Source organism: Streptomyces sp. NPDC033966 (assembly GCF_055575955.1).
In genome coordinates, this window is sequence record NZ_JBVIRQ010000001.1 from 451831 (window position 1) to 474133 (window position 22303).

Genomic DNA, 22303 nt, shown 5'->3' on the forward strand with positions numbered 1-22303 from the left:
AGCTGGGCAGCGCGTAGCGATCCGACGCGCCCATCCGCTCCCTCGGCTGCTCTGATCAACCTCTGGTGCGGGTATCGGCCCAAGGCGGTCGGCAGACGCTGAGACGACAGGAGCGCGTAGCGATCTGGCGCGCCTGGGGGCTTCCCAGGTCGCTCTGATCAACCTCTCGTGCGCACAGTCGCGCCCCCGGCCCCGAATCCGGCATCCACGGGCCCGGATGCCCGGCCGGCCGACGCCCGGCCCCGTCGCCTCATCGCTGACACGGCCGCCCCTCCCACCATGGACCGTGCCGTTCTTTTGGGGGCTTCCCGTCAGTCTTTCGGCTTTCCGGGGCGGGACGGCCTGTCAAGGGTCGCCGAAGGCGATCACGAAGTGACGCGACCGAAGGGAGCGCCCTTGACAGGCCGGCACGAACCGGAAGGACGATGGGACTGACGGGAAACCCCCAAACCAGCTGCGAGACCGCCCCGCCGAAACCCCGCCCCCGACCCCCGGACCCGCACCCGGGGAGGCGGGTGGGCAACCACCGCCCGGGCCCGGGGGGTCGAGGGGGAGATAGCGGGCCCGCACGACACGCCCCCACCCCCCAACCGGGTGACGCCCTCCGACCCGCCACCGCCGCTCGCCGCCCCTCCCCGCTCCCCGTGGCAGCATCGGGCGGCGGAGGTGATTACATGACAAAACGACTGCTGCGGATCGCCTGCCTCGCCGCCGTCTTCGTCGCCGCCGGCCCGCCGGCCGGCGTCCACGCCGAGCCGGCACCGCGCCCCGGGCCCGCCGTCGCCGAAGGGCCCCTCCCCGAGGCCCGCGCCGCTCCCGCCGCCGCTCCCGCCGCCGTCCCCGCACGCGGGGTCGGGGAGTTGCTCGCCCAGCTCCAGGGGCTCTACCAGAGAGCCGAAGAAGCCACCGAGGCCTACAACGCCGCCGAGGCCGCCCTCAAGGCCCGCCAGGCGGAGGAGGAGCGGCTCACCACCGAGCTCGGGCGCGCCCGTTCCGCACTCGACTCCGAGCGGGCCACCGCCGGGCGGATCGCCCGGGAGCAGTACCAGGGGGCCCGTGGCGGCAGCCTCTCCCCGTACCTGCGGTTGCTGCTCTCCGGCGATCCGCAGCAGGCCGTCGACCAGCGCCGGCTCGCCGCCCGCGAGGGTGCCCGGCGGGCCGGGGTCGTGGCGCGGCTGGAGCGGGACCGGAAGCAGGCGGGGGCGCTCGCCGGTGCGGCCCGCAGGGCGCTGGACGACCAGGAGGCGCTCGCCGCGCGGCAGAAGGAGGCCCGGGGGGAGGTGACGGGCCGGCTCAGGGAGGTCGAGCGGCTGCTGGCGGCGCTCACCCCCGAGGAACTCGCCGGGCTCGGGGCGCGCGAGGCGGCCGTGACCGCCGGGGCGCAGCGCACGCTGGTGGACTCGGGCCGGCTGCCCGCCCGTACGACCACGCCGACGGCGGCCGGCGGGGCCGCGCTGCGGTACGCGGCGGCGCAGATCGGCAAGCCGTACGTGTGGGGCGCCGAGGGCCCGGGCTCCTTCGACTGCTCGGGGCTGACCTCGCAGGCCTGGGAGCACGCCGGGCGGTCCATCCCGCGGACCAGCCAGGAGCAGTGGGCGCGGCTGACCCGGGTGCCGCTGGACCGGCTGCGTCCGGGCGATCTGGTGGTCTATTTCCCCAAGGCGACCCACGTGGCCCTGTACATCGGGGACGGCAAGGTGATCCAGGCGCCCCGCCCGGGGGCCACGGTGAAGGTGTCCCCGATCGCGGCGAACCCGCTGCTCGGGGCGGTCCGCCCGGATCCGGAGGGGGCGCCGTTGGCGGAGTTCACCCCGCCGCCGCTGCCCGAGGCCGCGACGGCGGGGGACGATGCGGGCTACTCGGCCGAAGGGGAGCCGGACGAGGAACCCGACGGGGAGAGCGACGAGGCGACCTCCGCCAGGTAGTCGGCCGTGTCCTCGGGGTCGTAGAAGTACGAGTCGAAGTCGGCCGGGTTGTCGAAGCCGTTGGCGAATCGATTCGCCACCGGCTGGAGCTGCCCGGCCGCGCCGATCAGGTTCAGCACGTGCTCCGGCGGGACGCCCAGCATGGCGTTGGTCCACTGGGTCACCGGCTTGCCGGTGGTGAACCAGTACTTGTCGAAGGTGGCCTTCATCCACGCCTCGTCGAACGGCTTGTCGCCGTGCATGAGGATCGAGGAGAGGTACGAGGCCGCGCACTTGGCCGCCGCGTTCGAACCCTGGCCCGTGATCGGGTCGTTCGCCACGACCACGTCCGCGACGCCCAGCACGAGGCCGCCGCCGGGCAGGCGCCCGATGGGGTTGCGGACGACCGGCGCGTAGCGGCCGGAGAGCGTGCCGCCCGCGTCGGTCAGCTCGACCTTCGTCGCCCGCGCGTACTCCCACGGGGTGTACTTCTCCATGAGCTCCAGCGTCAGCGCCAGGTGCTCGGAGGGGTCGTTGACGCCCTTGAAGACGTCCAGCGGCCCGCCCGGCAGGCCCTCCCAGAACAGGATGTCGGCGCGCCCCGAGGTGGTCAGGGTCGGCATGACGAACAGCTCGCCGACGCCCGGGACCAGGTTGCAGCGCACGGCCTCGGTGTCCGGGTGCTCGCGGCGCGGCCCGAGGCCGTGGACGTAGGAGACGGCCAGCGCGCGCTGCGGGGCGTCGTACGGGGAGCGTGCCGCGTCCCGCCCGAACATCGACACCAGCTCGCCCTTGCCGGCGGCGACGAGCACGAGGTCGTACGTGCGGGAGAAGAAGTCCAGGTCGGCGACGGACGCGCCGTGCACGACCAGCTGTCCGCCGCGCTGGGTGAAGGTGTCGAGCCAGCCCGCCATCTTCACGCGCTGGTCCACGGACTGCGCGTAGCCCTTGAGGCGGCCGAGCCAGTCGATGGCGCGGGAGCCGTCGGGGGCGGCCACGGAGACACCCAGGCCCTGGATCTTCGGGGCCTGCTTCTCCCAGAAGTTCAGCTGGAGGTCCCGCTCGTGCTGGAGCGCCGTGTCGAACATGCACTGTGTGGACATGACCCGTCCGGTGCGGATCTCGTCCGCGGTCCGGTTGGACATGAGGGTGACCTCGTAGCCCTTCGCCTGGAGGCCGAGGGCGAGCTGGAGACCGGACTGGCCGGCCCCGACGACGAGTATCTTGCGCATCACGTTCTCGATTCGGGGGAGGGGGAACGGGCCTACTCGGGAGTGGCGTCCAGTGCGTGGCCCACCAGGGTCAGCAGGGACTCCACGACCGTGGCCCGGCGCCGCGCGTCCATGATCACGACGGGGACGTGCGGCGGGATGGTGAGCGCCTCCCGCACGTCCTCCACGTCGTAGGAGCGCGAGCCCTCGAAGTGGTTCACGGCGACCGCGTACGGCAGCCCGCAGGTCTCGAAGTAGTCGAGCGCGGGGAAGCAGTCGCGCAGCCGGCGGGTGTCGGCGAGCACCAGGCCACCGATGGCCCCGCGTACGAGGTCGTCCCACATGAACCAGAACCGCTCCTGGCCGGGGGTTCCGTACACGTAGAGCACGAGGTCGTCGTCGAGGGTGATGCGCCCGAAGTCCATCGCGACGGTGGTCGTGCTCTTGTCCGGGGTCCCGGTCAGGTCGTCGGTGGGGACGCTGGCCTGGGTCATCACCGCTTCGGTGCGCAGCGGGGTGATCTCGGAGACGGAGGACACGAAGGTGGTCTTGCCGACGCCGAAGCCGCCGGCGACGAGCACCTTGACGGCGACGGGGGCGCGCGAGCGGTCGTACTGCCAGGGCTGGACGGGCTCGTCGTCCACGAGGCCCGGCACGCCGGGGGCGAGGTCGGCGGCGAGGTCAGAGACGGCGGAGGCCACTGAGAACCCTTTCCAGCAGCGCGCGGTCGGGCCGGCCGGTGCCGTGGCCCGTGCCATAGACGCGTATCCGGCCCTGGTCGGCGAGGTCGCTGACGAGGACCCGGACCACGCCGAGCGGCAGCTTCAGCAGTGCGGATATCTCGGCGATGGTGCGCATCCGGCGGCACACCTCGACTATGGCGCGCATCTCGGGCATGCGGTCGGGCGTCTTGGCCGGGCTGCTGTCGAGCGTGGCGACGAAGGTCTCCACCAGCAGCACCTGCGGGAAGCGGGTGCGGCCGCCCGTGAGGGAGTACGGGCGGACGCGGGCGGGGCGGCGGTCGGCGCCGCGTATCGGCAGCCGGTCGGAGGCCGTACTCCTCACGGGTTTTTCTCCATCGACTGGCGCAGCTCGCTGCGGACTTCGGGGGTCAGGACGTGGCCGGCGCGGCCGACGAAGAGGGCCATGTGGTAGGCGACGACGCTCATGTCGCAGTCGGGCGTGGCGTGCACGCCGAGCAGGGAGCCGTCGCTGATGGACATGACGAAGACGGAGCCGTTCTCCATGGCGACCATCGTCTGCTTGACCGTGCCGAACTCCATGAGGGCGGCCGCACCGGTGGTGAGGCTGCCGAGTCCGGACACGATGGTGGCGAGGTCGGCCGAGGCGCCGCGGGGGCCCTTGGGACGGTCACCCCGGGATTCCGCCGTCGGCTCGGAGGAGAGCAGCAGCAGCCCGTCCGAGGACACGACGGCCACGGAGTTGACCCCGGGCACCTCCTCGACCAGGTCGGTCAGCAGCCACTGCAGGTTGCGGGCCTGGGTGCTCAGTCCGTACGTACTGGGCGCGGTCATGTGCGTGCCTCCTGTGCGGTGTCCCCCTGGTCGGTGTGCCCCTGCCCCCGGTCCTGCGGGTCCTGGCGGTCCTGGCGGTCCTGCTCCAGTTCCGCCGCGACGACCCGGCGCCCGTCCTGGGCGCCCTGGTAGAACCCGCCGAGCCGGCGGCGCAGTTCCTCGGCGTCGACCCGGCGCGGCTCGGGGCGGGCCGCTGCGGGGTTTCCGATGCCGGGGGCCGCCACGGAGCGCGGGGTCCGCTTGGGCAGGCCCTTGGCGGTGACGGTCTGAGTGGCGGGCTCGGCCATGGGCTCGGGGTGGCTGCCCTGGCGGGGGACGAAGCCGTCCTCCGCGTCGGCGGCCCGCCGGTGGCTGGACTGTTCGGCGTCGTCCGCCGGTCCAGGGTGTCCTTCGTTCTGTACGGGTGCACCGGGCGCGGTCTCCGGTCCCCCGGCGGCGTCCGCCGGGGCGGGGTCGGCCACCGTGAAGGCGTCCGCGTCCGCTTCGGCCACGACCCGCGCGAGGAGCTCCTGCTCGGGAGCGACCCCGCCCGGCGACCCGGCCGCGGGGGCCTCGTCGGGGGCCGACGCGGTGAAGACCTGGTCGGCGGGGGGCGGCGGTGCGTCCTCGAAGGCCTCGGCGAGGGTGACGACCTTGGCGGGCTCCGCCTCGGCGGCGGCCGGCTCGGCGGGCGCGGCTTCGCCGGCGCGGGCGAAGGCCCCGGCTCCGAAGGCCTCGGCCACCAGGGACTCGGCGTCGAAGGTGTCGGACTCGTACACCTCGGCCTCGGCGGACTCCTGCGCGGCGGCGGACTCCTGCGCGGCGGCGTCCTGCTCCACAGCGTCCACGGCGTCCACGGCGTCCATGACGTCCGCGCCGGCGGCGTCCGCACCGCCCGCCTCCGCGTCGAAGGCCTCGGCGAGCGTGACCACCTTGGCGGGCTCGGTGGGCTCTGACGGCTCCGCCGCCACGGCCTGCACGTCCGGCTCGGCCACGGGCACCCGCAGCCGCGGCGGCAGGGTGTTCTCATTGGCCTCGGCGATCACGCCGGGCAGCTGGAAGGCGGGGACGCCCGGCGTGGCCAGGGTGTGCACCGGGGAGGTCGGCGGGGTGTCCGGCAGCAGTGCCTCGGGGACGACGACCAGGGCCTCCAGGCCGCCGTGCCGGCCGGCGCGGAGCTCGGCGGTGACGCCGTGGCGCGCCGCGAGGCGTCCGGCAACGTAGAGGCCGAGTCCCAGGCCGTGTTCGGCCTCGGGTTCCTCGTCGTAGGCGTCGGGGGCGGACAGGCGGGTGTTGAGGGAGGCCAGGCGGTCCTCGGTGACGCCGATGCCCTCGTCCACGACGGACAGGACCACGTCGCCGGCGTCGTTCAGCCAGCCGGACACCTTCACCTTGGCGTCGGGCGGGGAGAAGGTCGTGGCGTTCTCGAGGAGTTCCGCGAGGACGTGGGAGATGTCGTCGGCGGCGTGCCCGGCGACCTGGGTGTAGGAGGGCATGGCCGCGAGGTCGACGCGCTCGTAGCGCTCGATCTCGCTGACGGCGGCCCGCATGACGTCGACCAGGGGCACGGGCAGGCTCTGGCCGTGGCCGTGCTCCTGTCCGGCGAGGACCAGCAGGTTCTCGTTGTGGCGGCGCATGACCGTCGCCAGGTGGTCCAGCTTGAAGAGGGTGGCGAGCCGGTCCGGGTCGCCTTCCTTGGACTCCAGCTCCTCGATGACCGCGAGCTGGCGCTCGACGAGGCCGAGGGTGCGCAGGGAGAGCGAGACGGAGGTCGTCGACATGATGCGGCGGTGCTCTTCGAGGCCCGCGCGCAGCGTGGCGAGCTCCTGCTCCAGGGCCTCGCGGCCGCCGGAGAGGGCTTCGTTGCGGCCGATGAGGCGGCGGCGGTCGGCGTCGAGCCCGGCGACCTTGGTGTGCAGGGCGACGGTCTGGTCGCGGACCGCGTTGAGGTGGCGTACGACCTCGGCGAACTCGTCGTTGCGGCCGGTGAAGCGGACGGGCTCCTGCGAGCCCTCGGGGGTCGCGAGCCGTTCCGCGCCGCGCCGCAGCACCGACAGGGGTCTGGTGAGGGAGCGGGCGACGGCGGTGGAGAAGCCGATGACGAAGAGGAAGAGGACGCCGAGCCCGGCGACCATCAGCTCCATCCGGGTCACGTCGTCGTCGCGCAGCTTGGTGAAGGCGGTGGCGCGGTCGCCGGCCAGGGTGGACTCCACCGAGCGCATCCGGTCGATGCGGGCGGTGAGGGTGGTGGCGAGGGCGGCGGAGTCGGTGGCCTTGCGCTCGGCCGGGGTCAGGGTGGACCGCTCGGTGAGGCGCTTGAGCTGGTCGTCGGCGGCCTTGACCTCGGGGCCGGTGACGGTGGCGGCGAGGGTCTGGCGTACGGCGGGCCGGGCGGCGCGCGTGAAGTCGTCGAGGGCGGCCTGTTCGCGTACGCGGGAGCGCTGGGCGGCGCCGGTGAGCTCGTCGGCGACGGCGGCGTTCGGGGCCTGCTCGGCGCGCGGGACGGCCAGGGCGGCGAGCAGCAGCCCGCGGGTGGCCGATGCCTGGTCCACGGCCTGGCCCAGGGGGGCCATGGGCCGGGTGACGGCGAGGGCGTCCTCGGCGCGGGGCGGGGTGAGTTCGGCGAGGCGGTCGCCGGGTGCGAGGAGTTCGGTGAGGAGTCCCGCGTAGGCCTGGTGCGCGGCGAGGGCGGTGCCCTTGCCGTCGACGGCTTCGGCGCGGACGGCCTTGACCTTGCCGAGGGCGCGGGCGAGTTCCGCGTCGGCCTCCGGCCGGAGTTCGGCGATCTGCCGGTCGGTGCGCGCGGTGCGCTCGTCGACGGGCGCCTTGGCGTTGCCGGGCCGGCCCTTGGCCGCGTACTCGACGACGGCGTCGCGCTCGTCGCCGAGGAGGTGGGCGAGGGTGAGGGCGTGCTGCGTCTGTTCCGCCAGGGTGACCAGGCGCTGGGAGTCGTTCAGTTCCCTCGTGGCGGAAACGACGGCGGGGGTGCCTGCCGCGAGGACGGTGAGTCCGGCGACTGCTACTCCGACCACCAGCCTGCTGCGGACGCGGACGCGCCGTCCTGCGTTGGCGGGTCCGTCGGCGCTGGCGGTGCCGTTCTTCCGAGACCGCTTCTTAGACACCGGTGCTCGCAATCCTGTACGTGTGCTCGTGCTCGTCTACTCGTGTGGCCGAGGTAACGGCCGGTCAACAAGTAAACGCCCCCTGCCCCCTCGTACCGCCTCAGACCTTCGCAGTGTGTTGGGAGGAGAGCCGCACATCGCCCACCCGGCCACTCGAAGGAGTGAACATCACGGAGGAGTGGCCGACCAACTCGGGCACCGCGTGCCAGGGGCCCGGCATGGACGGGCGGTTGAAAGAACGCGGCGGGCTTTGGCAGTATGCCCGCCCACATTTCGCGGGGAGCGGGCGGGCGGGGCCTCCGGGGGGCCGGCCACGCCGTTTCCGGCATTGGTATGAACCTTCCGGCCTCCAGGAGGCCCTGGCGGGCAGAATGTCCGCATGCGCATCGACCTGGCCTCCGAACCCGGCAACGCGGAACACCCCAACCAGGACTGGGTGTCGGCGTCGGCACCTGCGTCGGGAGGGGGCGTCGTGATCGTCCTGGACGGGGTCACCCCGCCGCGCGGGGACGACGGATGCGTGCACGGAGTGCCCTGGTTCTCCACCCGGCTCGGCGGCCGATTGACCGAACTGTCCGGATCGCGGCGGGACATGCCCCTGGAGGGGGTCCTGGCCCGGGCGATCACCGACACCGCCGACGCGCACCGGGACACCTGTGACCTTTCTCACGTACGGACCCCGCAGGCGACGGTGGTCATGGTCCGCTGGGACGAGTCGTACGTGGAGCACCTCGTGCTCTCGGATTCCGTGCTCCTGCTCCGCGGGCCCGGCGGTGCGGTCACGCCGGTGCTGGACGACCGGCTGGACCGGGTGCCGGACGGGGTGCGCGGCTCGGTGGCGGCGACCGACGCGCTGCGCAATGCCGAGGGGGGCTTCTTCACGGCGGCCGCGGACCCGGGGGTGGCGGCCCGGGCCGTCACCGGGCGCACCCCGCGCACGGAGGTGCTGGCGGTGGCCGCGCTGACGGACGGGGCGAGCCGCTGGACCGACACCTTCGGGGAGGGCGACTGGGCGGCCTGCCTGGACGTGCTGCGCAAGGAGGGGGCGCGGGGGCTGATCGGGCGGGTCCGGGCCGTGGAGTCGGATCCGCTGCGCCCGCCGGCCCGGTACAAGCGGCACGACGACGCCTCGGCGGTCTACGCGGAGCTCTGAGCCCGCGTCCGGGCCCGGGGGGGGCTACTCCTCGCCGGAGTTCAGCTGGTTGAGGAGTCTGGCCAGTTCCGCGACCTCGCCCCGGTCCCAGTCGGCGAGCTTGCGCATGTACTGCTCGCGCCGGGCTCCCCGTACGCGCAGGAAGCGCTCCCGGCCCTCTTCCGTGAGGCCGACGAGGAAGGCGCGGCCGTCGGCGGGGTCCGGCTCGCGGGCCACCAGGCCGAGCACCTCCAGGGCGCGCAGCTGCCGGCTCATGGTGGCCTTGCCCACGCCGAAGTAGGCGGCCAGTTCGGTGGCCCGCTGGCGGCCGGCGGCCTCCAGCCGGACCAGCAGCCCGTACGCGGCCGGCTCCAGCTCGGGGTGCAGGGCGCGGGCCATCTCGCCGGAGGAGGCCCGGGCGCGCCGCAGGAAGACGGACAGCTCCCGCTCCAGGGCGAGGAACTCCTGGTCTTCGCTGCCGTGCACGCGCCGCTCCCATCCGTGGCGGGGCACACCGTGGCGCCCCTGTTCGGCACCAGTATTTCGCAGCGGGTACGCCGAGGGCCCGGGGCCCCGCCGCTGGGGGTCCCCGGGCCTCAGTGGACCGTGCGCGCCTTCCGGATCAGGCGGCCTTGGTGAAGGACACCACCGCCGGGGCGAGGGCGAGCTCCAGCACCTGCCGCACGTCCGTCACCGGGTGCACCTCCAGTCCCTCCAGCACCTCGCTCGGGACGTCGTCCAGGTCGGCCTCGTTCCGCTTCGGGATGATCACGGTGGTCAGCCCGGCCCGGTGCGCGGCCAGCAGCTTCTGCTTGACCCCGCCGATCGGGAGCACCCGCCCGGTCAGCGAGACCTCGCCGGTCATGGCCACGTCCGTGCGGACCTGGCGGCCGGAGAGCAGGGACGCCAGCGCGGTGGTCATGGTGATGCCCGCGCTCGGGCCGTCCTTGGGGACGGCGCCCGCCGGGAAGTGGATGTGCACGCCCCGGTCCTTCAGGTCGGCGACCGGCAGCTCCAGCTCCGCGCCGTGCGAGCGCAGGAAGCTGAGGGCGATCTGCGCCGACTCCTTCATCACGTCGCCCAGCTGGCCCGTCAGGGTGAGCCCGGCGGCGCCGGTCTCCGGGTCGGCGAGGGAGGCCTCGACGAACAGGACGTCGCCGCCGGCCCCGGTCACGGCGAGGCCGGTGGCCACGCCCGGGACGGCGGTCCGCCGCTCCGCCGGGTCCTGGGCGGACTCGGGCACGTGGTGCGGGCGGCCGATCAGGCCGCGCAGCTCGCCCGCGCCGATGGTGAAGGGGAACTCCCGCTCGCCCAGTTCGTGCTGGGAGGCCACCTTGCGCAGCAGCCGCGCGATGGACCGCTCCAGGGTGCGCACGCCGGCCTCGCGGGTGTACTCGCCGGCGAGCTTGCGCAGCGCGTCCTCGCCGAGGACCACCTCCTCGGCGGTCAGTCCGGCGCGCTCCAGCTGGCGGGGCAGCAGGTGGTCGCGGGCGATGACGACCTTCTCGTCCTCGGTGTAGCCGTCGAGGCGCACCAGCTCCATGCGGTCGGCGAGGGCCTCGGGGATGGCCTCCAGGACGTTGGCCGTCGCGAGGAAGACCACGTCGCTGAGGTCCAGCTCCACCTCCAGGTAGTGGTCCCGGAAGGTGTGGTTCTGCGCGGGGTCCAGGACCTCCAGCAGGGCGGCCGCCGGGTCGCCGCGGAAGTCGGAGCCGACCTTGTCGATCTCGTCGAGGAGCACGACCGGGTTCATCGACCCGGCCTCCTTGATCGCCCGCACGATCCGGCCGGGCAGGGCGCCGACGTAGGTGCGCCGGTGGCCGCGGATCTCGGCCTCGTCCCGTACGCCGCCGAGGGCGACGCGCACGAACTTCCGCCCCATGGCGTGGGCCACGCTCTCGCCCAGCGAGGTCTTTCCGACGCCGGGGGGTCCGACGAGCGCGAGGACCGCTCCCCCGCGCCGTCCGCCGACGACGCCCATCCCGCGCTCGCCGCGCCGCTTGCGCACGGCGAGGTACTCGGTGATGCGGTCCTTCACGTCGTTCAGCCCGGCGTGCTCGGCGTCGAGCACCGCCCGGGCGCCCTGGATGTCGTACTCGTCCTCGGTGCGCTCGTTCCAGGGCAGTTCCAGCACGGTGTCCAGCCAGGTGCGGATCCAGGAGCCCTCGGGGCTCTGGTCGCTGGCCCGCTCCAGCTTGTCGACCTCCTTGAGCGCGGCCTCCCGCACCTTCTCGGGCAGGTCGGCGGCCTCGACGCGGGCGCGGTAGTCGTCGGACTCCTCGCCCTCCTTCTCCCCGCCCAGCTCGCGCAGTTCCTTGCGGACGGCCTCCAGCTGGCGGCGGAGCAGGAACTCCCGCTGCTGCTTCTCCACGCCGTCCTGGACGTCCTTGGCGATGGACTCGGCCACGTCCTGTTCGGCGAGGTGGTCGGAGAGCGCCTTGACGGCGAGGCGGAGGCGGGCGACCGGGTCGGTGGTCTCCAGCAGCTCGACCTTCTGGGCCACGCTCAGGAACGGCGAGTACCCGGAGTTGTCGGCGAGGGCGGACACCCCTTCGATCTGCTGCACGCGGTCCACGACCTGCCAGGCGCCGCGCTTCTTCAGCCAGCTGGTGGCGAGGGCCTTGTACTCCTTGACGAGCTCGGCGACGGACCCGGGCAGCGGGTCGGGCACGTTCTCGTCGACGGTCTCCCCCTCGACCCAGAGCGCCGCTCCGGGCCCGGTGGTCCCGGCGCCGATCCGGACGCGGCCGCGCCCGCGGATCAGCGCCCCGGGATCCCCGTCGGAGAGCCGCCCGACCTGCTCGACGGTCCCCAGCACGCCGATCCCGGCGTACTTCCCGTCGACCCGGGGCACGAGCAGCACCCGGGGCTTCCCGCCGCCCACCGCCGCCTGCGCCGCCTCCACGGCTCCGCGCACCTCGGCGTCGGACAGGTCCAGGGGAACGACCATCCCGGGCAGCACGACCTCGTCGTCGAGCGGCAGTACGGGCAGGGTGAGCGTTACGGACGTCGAAGCCATGATGTTCCCTCCGGCAGTGAAGTTGAGCTATGCCGACTCAATGCTTCTGCGCCCGGCAATGTTCCCCAACACCCGTTCGCCGGGGGCGAACACCTCCGGCGGGCCCCTCGTAGCACCATGACGGCATGACAGACATACGACGGACCGTCAGCTCGGGCTCCCCGCTGGAACCCCGCATCGGCTTTTCCCGCGCGGTCCGCACGGGGCCCTACGTGGCGGTCGCCGGCACGGCGCCGATCGGGGACGACGGCTCCACCGTCGGCCCGGGCGACGTCCACGCGCAGACCGTGCGCTGCCTGGACATCGCGCAGCGGGCCCTGGAGGAGGCCGGCGCCTCGCTCGCGGATGTCGTGCGGACCCGGATCATGCTGACCGACATCACCACCTGGGAGGAGGCCGCACGGGCCCACGGCGAGCGCTTCGCCGCGATCCGCCCGGTGACGACCTTCGTCGAGGTGTCCCGCTTCATCGACCCGGCCTGGCTGGTGGAGGTGGAGGTCGACGCGGTGACCGCCTAGGCCCTGTCCGGGGAGGCCGAGAGGCGGATGTCGCCGGAGGCCGTGCGGACCGCGATGCGGGAAGGGGCGCCGGGAGCGTCCCCGAGGGTGACGTCCCGCTCGCCCGAGCCGGTCTCGGCGGACACCCGGTACGCGGCCTGCGGCGCCCTCAGGGTGACGTCGCCCGAGCCGGTGGTGACGGACACCGAGGCCGGGGCCTTCGCGAAGCCGACCGTGGAGTCCCCGGAGCCCGTACGGAACTCGAACTCCGGGCCGGACAGCTCGGCGGCCGTCAGGTCCCCGGAGGAGGTGCGCACCTTCAGCGGGCCCGCGATCCGCTCGGCCCGGACGTCGCCGGAGGAGGAGTCCAGCTCGGCGGAGGCCACGCCCGTGACCGTGATGTCCCCGCTGCTGCTGCCCGCCTTGAGCTTCACCGAGGCCGGCACCTCCAGCCGGTAGTCCACCCAGCAGCTGTCCCCGTCGCCGCCGCAGCCGTCGGTGAAGGCCAGCACCCCGCCCGAGACCCGCTGCCCCGGCACGGGCGCGGTGTCGCCCCGGTAGTGCACGACCCGTCGGACGGTCACCCCGGAACCGCTGCCCGGGGTGACCACCACCGACCCGCGCCGAAGGCCCGTCAGCTCCACCGCCGTGACGGCCTCGGTGACGGTGGCGTCGGCCTCGGCGGTCTTCAGCCGGGCGTCCTCCACGAAGGAGCAGCCCGACAGCAGCAGGGCCGAGGCGGCGACGGCGAGGGCGGTGCGGGTGAAGGTCTGGGATTCCATGCCGACGAGTCTGCCGACCGGGGGGCGGGCGCACGCTGGTGCAGGTATCCGGACCCGGGGTGGGGATAGCCCCACCCCGGTCAGGGCCCCGTCACCACCGGCCGCAGCTCCGAGGGCAGGCCCCACTCGCTCCACGAGCCGTCGTACACCGCGGTCTCCCCGTACCCGGCCAGGGTCGCCCCCAGCGCGAGCACGCAGGCCGTGACGCCCGAACCGCAGCTGAAGTAGAGCCGCTCCCGTTCCCCGGCCAACGCCCCGAAGGCCTCGCGGAGTTCCCCGGCGGGCCGCATCAGGCCGTCCGGTCCCTGGAGTTCACCGAACGGCAGGTTCAGCGCGCCCGGCATGTGCCCGCCGCGCAGCCCCGGCCGGGGCTCGGGAGCGGTGCCTGCGAAGCGCTCCCGGGTCCGGGCGTCGAACACGGCGGCGGCGGGGTCGGTGAGCGCGGCGGCGACGGCGCCGGCGTCCACCAGCAGCCCCGGGCGGGGCCGGGCGGTGAAGCCGCCGCGCGGCCCCTCGTACGCCGCCGCCCCGGCCTCGACGGCCAGCCCGGCGGCGACCCACGCGGGCAGGCCCCCGTCCAGCACGGCCACCCGGTCGAAGCCCATGGCGCGCAGCATCCACCAGGCGCGGGCGCTGGAGTAGATCCCGGCGCCGTCGTACACGACCACGGCGTCGGAGTCGTGGACCCCGAGCCCGCGCAGCGCCTCGGCGAAGTCCTCCGGGGAGGGCATGGTGTGCGGGGCCGCCGCCGCGTGGTCGGAGAGCTCCCCGTCGAGGTCGAAGGGACGGGCGCCGGGAATCCTCACCGGTGCCCCGCGATGGCCCCCGACGGAAGCGTCGAACACCACGACGTCCCCGAGGTGTTCTGCGAGCCAGCCGCTGCCGACCAGGGGGCCGGGTATCTCGGACACGGGCATACGGGGGCCTCCGGAGGCAGCGTCGGACACGGTCTGCGGCCCATCCTGGCCCATCGGCACCCGGGGCGGGGCGGATCAGGGCCGGGGGACCCGGGGGCGGTGTCCCTGCGGGCCCGCGTCAGCCGCACTCGCCCCGCCGCGCGTACACCGCCACCCGCGCCCCGCGCACCACCGCCACCGAGCAGCGCTCGAACGCCGCCGCCAGCGCCTCGCGCTTCGCCGCCTCCGCCGGGTACGCGTCCAGCGGCTGGTCCGGCGGGTCCAGCAGGGCGATCACCCTCGGGGAGGCCAGGACCGCCGCCCGGACGGCGTCCGGCGGCAGCTCCGTGCCCTGGAGGGTGCGGGACCGCGCCGGGGTCCGGGCCAGGGCCACGTCGCGGACGGACCCGTACACCGCGGGCGAGGACAGCAGCCACTCCCGGCGCCGGGACGGCATGAACAGCACCGCGTCCCCCGGCCGGGCCCGCTCCCGTACCGCCGCCGCGACGGCGAGGGCGTCGTCCTTGCGCGCCTCCGGGGTCCGCAGCCACACCGACCACACCCCCACCGGCAGCAGCAGCGCCCCCACCAGCACCCACGACAGCGGCAGCCGCACCCGCGCCCCCGCGAGCACCGCGAGGCCGGCCAGCGCGTAGAGGACGTACCGGTCGACGTACAGGGGGTGCGCCAGCGAGACCGCCATCAGCAGCCCGGGCGGGAGCAGCGCGAGCGGCACGGCCACCCGTACGAGCCCCCGGTCGGCGCTCCCCCGGGCGAGCAGGGCCACCGCCGCCGCCAGCACCCCGTACGCCGCCCAGTCCTGCCACGACGGCCGCCCCAGCCACCCCAGCTGCGCCGACGCCTGCCGCGCGCTCACGAGGGCCAGCGGCAGCAGCCCCGCGAGGACGGCCCCCGCCGCCCACCGCCAGCCCCGCGCCCGCCAGGCGGCGAACGCGTGCGCCGGCAGGGCCAGTACGGCGAACTCGTGCAGCCAGCAGCCCAGCAGGAGCACCGCCGCGTAGGCCGCCCACCGCTCGCGCAGCATCAGGTACGTCGCCCAGGCCACGGCCGCCGCGACCAGCGCGTACGAGCGCCCCTCCTGGGCGTACATCTGCACCGGCGGCAGCACGGCGTACGCGGTGCCGGCGATCAGCGCGGCCCGCTCGCCCGCCAGCCGGTGCGCCACCGCGGCCACTCCGGCGGCGGCGAGGGCCGTGCCGGCCACGGACGGCAGCCGCAGTGCCCACGGGCCGCCGTCCCACAGGCCGAAGACCCCGTGCATCAGCAGGTAGTAGAGGCCGTGGACCGCGTCGACCTGCCCGAGCAGTTCCCACAGCCCGCGGAGGGGGCGGTGCGCCACCTGCCAGGTGGTGGACTCGTCGCGCCACATGCTCCCGCCGCCCGCGCCGCGCGGCAGGCCCCACAGCCCGAGGAGCACGGCGGTCAGCGCGGGCAGCGCGCGCCAGGGGGTGATGCGGCGGATGACGGCCTCCGGGTGCTTTCGGTCGGGGGTCTGGCACTTCATACTCGGTGTTCGGTCGGAGTACCTGCGGAGGTGGGTGTGCGAACGATCCGGGCGGCCGGGGCCGCGGCGGTGGTGCTGCTGGGCGCGGTGCTGGTACTGGCCGGCTGCGGTGGCGGGTCCGGCGGGCCCCCGGAGGCCACGGCGGCCCCGACGGCGACGCCCACGGCGACGGCGACGGCGACGGCGACTCCGCCCTCGGCATCCCCGCCCGCGGCGACCGCACCCGCCACGCCCTCCCCCCTCCCGGCGGCAACCGAGGCCGCCGCCCGGACCCTCGTCCGCGTGACCCGCAGCGGGGGTTTCGCGGGCCAGACCCGGACGGTCCTCGTCAAGGGCGACGGCTCCTGGACCCTCCTCGACGGCAAGGCCCGCGACCTGCGCTCCGGGAAGCTGGAGGCGTCCCGGCTGGAGGTCCTGCGCACCGCGCTGCGGGAGGCGGACTTCGCGCACCTGCCCCGGGTGGCCACGGCCGATCCGCCGGTCTACGACGGGTTCACGTACGCCTTCGTGCACGGCGGTTTCGAGGTCGCCGCGGACCAGACCGAGCTGGCTCCGGGGCTCCGCAAGGTACTGGACGCGCTGCCGGGATTCGACGCGACGGGATGAATCTATGATTCCGGATGACCCCGGCTCCTGTCCGAACCCCGCATAGCCGCAGGCCGGTGCCTCCTCTACGCTGCACCCCATCACGCGGGATCTTCAGGGGCGGGACATGGAACAGACACACACCACCCACAGCGTCGCCGCGGCCACCCCAGGTGCCCAGCGGCGCGTGCTCGTGGTCGAGGACGACCGCACCATCGCCGACGCCATCGCGGCCCGGCTGCGGGCCGAGGGCTTCCAGGTGCAGACGGCCTACGACGGGCCGGCCGCCGTCGCGGCCGCCGAGAGCTGGCAGCCCGAGCTGCTGGTGCTGGACGTCATGCTGCCCGGCTTCGACGGGCTGGAGGTCTGCCGCCGGGTCCAGGCGCAGCGCCCGGTCCCGGTGCTGATGCTCACGGCCCGGGACGACGAGACCGACATGCTGGTGGGCCTCGGGGTCGGGGCCGACGACTACATGACGAAGCCGTTCTCGATGCGCGAGCTGGCCGCCCGGGTCCACGTACTGCTCCGCCGGGTGGAGCGGGCCACGCTGGCCGCGACGGCTCCGCGCGGGGCGACGCTGCGCCTGGGCGACCTGGAGATCGACCACGCGCAGCGCAGGGTGCGGGTGCAGTCGGAGGACGTGCACCTGACGCCGACCGAGTTCGACCTGCTGGTCTGCCTGGCGGGGACGCCGCGTGCGGTGCTGTCGCGGGAGCAGCTGCTGGCGGAGGTGTGGGACTGGGCCGACGCGTCGGGGACCCGTACGGTCGACAGCCACATCAAGGCCCTGCGGCGGAAGATCGGCGCGGACCGGATCCGTACCGTCCACGGCGTCGGGTACGCCCTGGAGACACCGGCGCAGGCGTGAGCGGGCCGCCGCGCGGGCCGGGTCTGCGGCCCTACTCGCCGTTCTCGATCAAGACGAAGCTGGGCACGCTCGTCGTGGTCTCGGTGTTCATCACCACGGGGCTGCTGATGGTGGCCCTGCGCACGGCCACCGAGGTGCGGTTCATCACGGTCTTCTCGGTGATCGCCTCGATGCTGATCACGCAGTTCGTGGCGCACGGCCTGACGGCGCCGCTGGACGAGATGACGACGGTGGCGCGGGCGATCTCGCACGGGGACTACACGCGCCGGGTGCGCGGTGCCGGGCGCCGTGACGAGCTGGGCGATCTGGCTTCCACGATCAACCGGATGGCCGATGATCTGGAGGCCGAGGACAGGCACCGTCGAGAGCTGGTCGCGAACGTCTCGCACGAGCTCCGTACTCCGATCGCGGCGCTGCGGGCGGTGCTGGAGAACGTGGTGGACGGGGTCTCGGAGGCCGATCCGGAGACCATGCGGACCATGCTGAAGCAGGCCGAGCGGCTGGGCCGGCTGGTGGACACCCTGCTGGACCTGTCGCGGGTGGACAACGGGGTGGTGCCGTTGAAGGCGCGCCGGTTCGAGGTGTGGCCGTATCTGTCGGGGGTGCTGAAGGAGTCGGGGCTGGCGGCCGCCGGGCGGCCGGGGATGTCGTCCGGTTCCGGTGGGCACACCCGCAATGACGTGCATCTTCATCTGGACGTGCACCCTCCGGAGCTGACCGCGTACGCGGACGCGGAGCGGCTGCACCAGGTGGTGGCGAACCTGATCGACAACGCGGTGAAGCACAGCCCGGCGCACGGCCGGGTCACGGTCCGGGCGCGGGCCGGGGCGGCGCCGGGGAGCCTGGCGCTGGAGGTCGTCGACGAGGGTCCGGGGATCCCGGAGGCGGAGCGGCACCGGGTCTTCGAGCGGTTCAACCGGGGTTCCGCCGGCGGCGGGGACGGCGGCGGCGACGGGGGCACCGGTCTGGGGCTGGCCATCGCCCGCTGGGCGGTCGGGCTGCACGGGGGCCACATCGGCGTGGCCGAATCGTCACGGGGTTGCCGAATCCTTGTCACCCTTCCGGGCAGCTCACAGGTGCTGTCTTGACGTAGGGTTCGAGTGGGAAGGACATGATCTCGGCCACACGTGCCCGGGGTCGTCAGGGGTGCGAGGCCTTGGGGGTCGCAACCTGGCTGCCCCCTACCCGAACCACGCTTGTTTCCCGCCATTCCGATGGGTGAAACCCGCCGTTCGGTGTGACCTGCGCGACGGAAGTCCCGCCCGGCCTGCATCACACGCCCTGGGAGGCGTAGCCTTTATCCCCGCTGTCCATACCTTGTGAAGCGGAAGAGGGCGGTTGCCGCCGTGTCGCCACAGTCCCCCAGTAACCCGAGCACCACGACCGACGCAGCAGAGGGCGGGAAGAACCCCGCCTCAGGCTTCGGCGCGAATGAGTGGCTCGTCGACGAGATCTATCAGCAGTACCTCCAGGACCCGAGTTCGGTCGACCGGGCCTGGTGGGACTTCTTCGCCGACTACAAGCCGGGGGGCGCCGCCGCCCCGGTGAAGGCGGCCGAACCCATCAAGACCCCGACGACGGACGGCGCCTCCGCACAGGCCGCCACCGCCACCGCCGGGGTCGCTCAGGCCGTCGACGCCGCCACGGGGGCGGCGCCCGCCGCGCCCGCAGCCGCGCCCACACCTGTGTCAGCTCCTGCCCCTGCTCCTGCCACCCCCTCTGGTGCCCCTGCTGTGACTGTCACCTCCCAGGCCCCGGCCGCCGCACCGGCCGCGCCCGCCTCTCAGGCTCCGGCCGCCACCACCCCGGCTCAGAAGGCCGCGCCCGCCACCGAGGCCCCCGCCGGCCCCGAGCTGGTGACGCTCCGCGGACCTGCCGCCGCCGTGGCGAAGAACATGAACGCCTCGCTGGAAGTGCCGACGGCCACGTCCGTCCGCGCCGTCCCGGTGAAGCTGCTGTTCGACAACCGCATCGTCATCAACAACCACCTCAAGCGCGCCCGGGGCGGGAAGATCTCCTTCACGCACCTGATCGGCTACGCGATGGTGCAGGCCATCAAGGCCATGCCGTCCATGAACCACTCCTTCGCGGAGAAGGACGGCAAGCCGACCCTGGTCAAGCCGGAGCACGTGAACTTCGGCCTCGCGATCGACCTCGTGAAGCCCAACGGCGACCGTCAGCTCGTCGTCGCCGGCATCAAGAAGGCCGAGACCCTCAACTTCTTCGAGTTCTGGCAGGCCTACGAGGACATCGTCCGCCGCGCCCGCGTCGGCAAGCTGACGATGGACGACTTCACCGGCGTGACCTGCTCCCTCACCAACCCCGGCGGCCTGGGCACCGTCCACTCCGTGCCCCGCCTGATGCCCGGACAGTCGGTCATCATGGGCGTCGGCTCCATGGACTACCCCGCCGAGTTCCAGGGCACCTCGCAGGACACCCTGAACAAGCTGGGCATCTCCAAGGTCATGACCCTGACCTCGACCTACGACCACCGGGTCATCCAGGGCGCGGCCTCCGGCGAGTTCCTGCGCATCGTCGCCAACCTGCTCCTCGGCGAGGACAAGTTCTACGACGACGTCTTCGAGTCGCTGCGGATCCCGTACGAGCCGGTCCGCTGGAACCGCGACATCGACGCCTCGCACGACGACGACGTCACGAAGGCCGCCCGCGTCTTCGAGCTGATCCACTCCTACCGGGTCCGCGGCCACGTCATGGCCGACACCGACCCGCTGGAGTACAAGCAGCGCAAGCACCCCGACCTCGACATCACCGAGCACGGCCTCACCCTGTGGGACCTGGAGCGCGAGTTCGCGGTCGGCGGCTTCTCCGGCAAGTCGATGATGAAGCTCCGCGACATCCTCGGCGTGCTGCGCGACTCGTACTGCCGCACCACCGGCGTCGAGTTCATGCACATCCAGGACCCGAAGCAGCGCCGCTGGATCCAGGACCGCATCGAGCGCCCGCACACCAAGCCGGAGCGCGAGGAGCAGCTGCGCATCCTGCGCCGCCTGAACGCGGCCGAGGCCTTCGAGACCTTCCTGCAGACGAAGTACGTCGGCCAGAAGCGCTTCTCCCTGGAGGGCGGCGAGTCCGTCATCCCGCTGCTCGACGCCGTCATCGACTCGGCCGCCGAGGCCCGCCTCGAAGAGGTCGTCATCGGCATGGCCCACCGCGGCCGCCTGAACGTCCTGGCGAACATCGTCGGCAAGTCGTACGCGCAGATCTTCCGCGAGTTCGAGGGCAACCTCGACCCGAAGTCCATGCACGGCTCCGGCGACGTCAAGTACCACCTGGGCGCCGAGGGCACCTTCACCGGCCTGGACGGCGAGCAGATCAAGGTCTCGCTCGTCGCCAACCCCTCGCACCTGGAGGCGGTGGACCCGGTCCTGGAGGGTGTCGCCCGCGCCAAGCAGGACGTCATCAACAAGGGCGGCACGGACTTCACCGTCCTGCCGCTGGCCCTGCACGGCGACGCCGCCTTCGCCGGACAGGGTGTGGTCGCCGAGACGCTGAACATGTCGCAGCTGCGCGGCTACCGCACCGGCGGCACCGTCCACGTCGTGATCAACAACCAGGTCGGCTTCACCGCCGCCCCGGAGTCCTCGCGTTCCTCGATGTACGCGACCGACGTGGCCCGCATGATCGAGGCACCGATCTTCCACGTGAACGGTGACGACCCGGAGGCCGTGGTCCGCGTCGCGCGGCTCGCCTTCGAGTTCCGCCAGGCGTTCAACAAGGACGTGGTCATCGACCTCATCTGCTACCGCCGCCGCGGCCACAACGAGTCGGACAACCCGGCGTTCACGCAGCCGCTGATGTACGACCTGATCGACAAGAAGCGCTCGGTGCGCAAGCTGTACACCGAGTCCCTCATCGGTCGCGGTGACATCACCCTGGAAGAGGCCGAGCAGGCGCTCCAGGACTTCCAGGGCCAGCTGGAGAAGGTCTTCGCGGAGGTCCGCGAGGCCGCCACGCAGCCCGCGGTCGCCGCGCCGGTCCCGGCCCCGCAGGCCGACTTCCCGGTCGCCGTGAACACGGCGATCTCCCAGGACGTCGTCAAGCGGATCGCCGAGGCCCAGGTCAACATCCCCGAGGGCGTCACCGTCCACCCGCGCCTGCTGCCGCAGCTGCAGCGCCGCGCGGCGATGATCGACGACGGCACCATCGACTGGGGCATGGGCGAGACCCTGGCCTTCGGTTCGCTGCTGATGGAGGGCACCCCGGTCCGCCTGTCCGGCCAGGACTCCCGCCGCGGCACGTTCGGCCAGCGCCACGCGGTCCTCATCGACCGGGAGACCGGCGAGGACTACACCCCGCTGCTGTACCTGTCGGACGACCAGGCCCGCTACAACGTCTACGACTCGCTGCTCTCCGAGTACGCGGCCATGGGCTTCGAGTACGGCTACTCGCTGGCCCGTCCGGACGCGCTGGTCCTCTGGGAGGCCCAGTTCGGTGACTTCGTCAACGGCGCGCAGACCGTCGTCGACGAGTTCATCTCCTCGGCCGAGCAGAAGTGGGGCCAGACCTCCGGCGTCACCCTGCTCCTGCCGCACGGCTACGAGGGCCAGGGCCCGGACCACTCGTCCGCCCGCCCGGAGCGCTTCCTGCAGATGTGCGCGCAGGACAACATGACGGTCGCGATGCCGACCCTGCCGTCGAACTACTTCCACCTGCTGCGCTGGCAGGTCCACAACCCGCACCACAAGCCGCTCATCGTCTTCACCCCGAAGTCGATGCTGCGCCTGAAGGCCGCGGCGTCGAAGGCGGAGGAGTTCACGAACGGTTCGTTCCGTCCGGTCATCGGCGACACCACGGTGGACCCGAACGCGGTCCGCAAGGTCGTCTTCTGCGCGGGCAAGGTCTACTACGACCTGGAGGCCGAGCGGGAGAAGCGCGGCATCACGGACACCGCGATCATCCGCATCGAGCGTCTGTACCCGCTGCCGGGTGCGGAGCTGCAGGCGGAGATCGCCAAGTTCCCGAACGCGGCGAAGTACATCTGGGCGCAGGAGGAGCCGGCGAACCAGGGTGCGTGGCCGTTCATCGCGCTGAACCTGATCGACCACCTCGACCTGGCGGTCGGCGCGGACATCCCGGCGGGCGAGCGCCTGCGGCGCGTCTCGCGTCCGCACGGCTCGTCGCCGGCGGTGGGCTCCGCCAAGCGCCACCAGGCGGAGCAGCAGCTGCTGATGAACGAGGTCTTCGAGGCCTAGTCGCTAACGCGACCTGCACGAAGAAGGAAGGCCCG

The 22303-nt window shown here is 73.4% G+C and carries 17 protein-coding genes; 7 read left to right on the forward strand and 10 right to left on the reverse strand.

The features are described 5' to 3' along the window. The first annotated feature begins 674 nt into the window (after positions 1-674). Positions 675-1925 carry a C40 family peptidase gene (locus ACZ518_RS02085; protein WP_469111105.1) on the forward strand — a complete coding sequence of 417 codons (1251 nt, stop codon included), beginning with the start codon at positions 675-677 and terminating at the stop codon, positions 1923-1925. Here the strand turns inward: ACZ518_RS02085 and ACZ518_RS02090 are convergent. Genes ACZ518_RS02090 through ACZ518_RS02110 form a run of 5 tightly spaced genes read right to left on the reverse strand, consistent with a single transcriptional unit; the run spans position 1856 to position 7751 of the window. Beyond that, positions 1856-3136, reverse strand: coding sequence for a styrene monooxygenase/indole monooxygenase family protein (locus ACZ518_RS02090; protein ID WP_469111106.1), 1281 nt, complete (start codon positions 3134-3136; stop codon positions 1856-1858). The two genes, ACZ518_RS02085 and ACZ518_RS02090, sit on opposite strands and share 70 nt — an antisense overlap. A 32-nt stretch (positions 3137-3168) precedes the next feature. Beyond that, positions 3169-3816 (reverse strand): GTP-binding protein, encoded by a 648-nt coding sequence (locus tag ACZ518_RS02095; protein WP_469111107.1) that lies wholly within the window; start codon positions 3814-3816, stop codon positions 3169-3171. Further along, the gene (locus ACZ518_RS02100; protein WP_125816391.1) at positions 3797-4180 is read right to left on the reverse strand and encodes a DUF742 domain-containing protein; all 384 of its coding nucleotides are present in this window, start codon (positions 4178-4180) and stop codon (positions 3797-3799) included. Before ACZ518_RS02100 ends, ACZ518_RS02095 begins: the two co-directional genes overlap by 20 nt. Continuing rightward, positions 4177-4650 (reverse strand): roadblock/LC7 domain-containing protein, encoded by a 474-nt coding sequence (locus ACZ518_RS02105; RefSeq protein WP_469111108.1) that lies wholly within the window; start codon positions 4648-4650, stop codon positions 4177-4179. The genes ACZ518_RS02100 and ACZ518_RS02105 overlap by 4 nt, the downstream gene beginning before the upstream one ends. Further along, entirely contained in the window at positions 4647-7751 is a 3105-nt protein-coding gene (locus ACZ518_RS02110; RefSeq protein WP_469111109.1) for a sensor histidine kinase, read from the reverse strand. Before ACZ518_RS02110 ends, ACZ518_RS02105 begins: the two co-directional genes overlap by 4 nt. A 379-nt stretch (positions 7752-8130) precedes the next feature. Between ACZ518_RS02110 and ACZ518_RS02115 the strand changes: the two genes are divergently transcribed. Continuing rightward, positions 8131-8904 (forward strand): hypothetical protein, encoded by a 774-nt coding sequence (locus ACZ518_RS02115; RefSeq protein WP_469111110.1) that lies wholly within the window; start codon positions 8131-8133, stop codon positions 8902-8904. Between the two features lie 24 nt (positions 8905-8928). Here ACZ518_RS02115 and ACZ518_RS02120 read toward each other — a convergent pair whose 3' ends face one another. After that, positions 8929-9369, reverse strand: a complete 441-nt coding sequence (locus ACZ518_RS02120; RefSeq protein ID WP_050779716.1) for a MarR family winged helix-turn-helix transcriptional regulator — start codon at positions 9367-9369, stop codon at positions 8929-8931. A gap of 136 nt (positions 9370-9505) precedes the next feature. Beyond that, positions 9506-11902, reverse strand: coding sequence for an endopeptidase La (lon, locus tag ACZ518_RS02125; RefSeq protein WP_469111111.1), 2397 nt, complete (start codon positions 11900-11902; stop codon positions 9506-9508). Positions 11903-12027: 125 nt separating this feature from the next. Between lon and ACZ518_RS02130 the strand changes: the two genes are divergently transcribed. Continuing rightward, positions 12028-12420, forward strand: a complete 393-nt coding sequence (locus tag ACZ518_RS02130; protein WP_469111112.1) for a RidA family protein — start codon at positions 12028-12030, stop codon at positions 12418-12420. Here the strand turns inward: ACZ518_RS02130 and ACZ518_RS02135 are convergent. From ACZ518_RS02135 to ACZ518_RS02145, 3 genes are all read right to left on the reverse strand, one after another. Next, the gene (locus tag ACZ518_RS02135) at positions 12417-13181 is read right to left on the reverse strand and encodes a DUF4097 family beta strand repeat-containing protein (protein WP_469111113.1); all 765 of its coding nucleotides are present in this window, start codon (positions 13179-13181) and stop codon (positions 12417-12419) included. The two genes, ACZ518_RS02130 and ACZ518_RS02135, sit on opposite strands and share 4 nt — an antisense overlap. Before the next feature lie 80 nt (positions 13182-13261). Then, complete coding sequence (locus ACZ518_RS02140; RefSeq protein WP_469111114.1) at positions 13262-14098, reverse strand: sulfurtransferase; 837 nt, start codon at positions 14096-14098, stop codon at positions 13262-13264. Positions 14099-14216: 118 nt separating this feature from the next. Then, complete coding sequence (locus ACZ518_RS02145; RefSeq protein WP_469111115.1) at positions 14217-15602, reverse strand: glycosyltransferase family 39 protein; 1386 nt, start codon at positions 15600-15602, stop codon at positions 14217-14219. Positions 15603-15638: 36 nt separating this feature from the next. Between ACZ518_RS02145 and ACZ518_RS02150 the strand changes: the two genes are divergently transcribed. From ACZ518_RS02150 to ACZ518_RS02165, 4 genes are all read left to right on the forward strand, one after another. Continuing rightward, positions 15639-16208, forward strand: a complete 570-nt coding sequence (locus ACZ518_RS02150; protein ID WP_469111116.1) for a hypothetical protein — start codon at positions 15639-15641, stop codon at positions 16206-16208. Positions 16209-16314: 106 nt separating this feature from the next. After that, positions 16315-17055: a response regulator transcription factor gene (locus tag ACZ518_RS02155; protein WP_469111117.1), complete on the forward strand. Its 741-nt coding sequence runs from the start codon at positions 16315-16317 to the stop codon at positions 17053-17055. After that, positions 17052-18143 (forward strand): HAMP domain-containing sensor histidine kinase, encoded by a 1092-nt coding sequence (locus tag ACZ518_RS02160; RefSeq protein ID WP_469111118.1) that lies wholly within the window; start codon positions 17052-17054, stop codon positions 18141-18143. The genes ACZ518_RS02155 and ACZ518_RS02160 overlap by 4 nt, the downstream gene beginning before the upstream one ends. Before the next feature lie 258 nt (positions 18144-18401). Then, positions 18402-22268 (forward strand): multifunctional oxoglutarate decarboxylase/oxoglutarate dehydrogenase thiamine pyrophosphate-binding subunit/dihydrolipoyllysine-residue succinyltransferase subunit, encoded by a 3867-nt coding sequence (locus ACZ518_RS02165; protein ID WP_469111119.1) that lies wholly within the window; start codon positions 18402-18404, stop codon positions 22266-22268. Positions 22269-22303 lie beyond the last annotated feature (35 nt).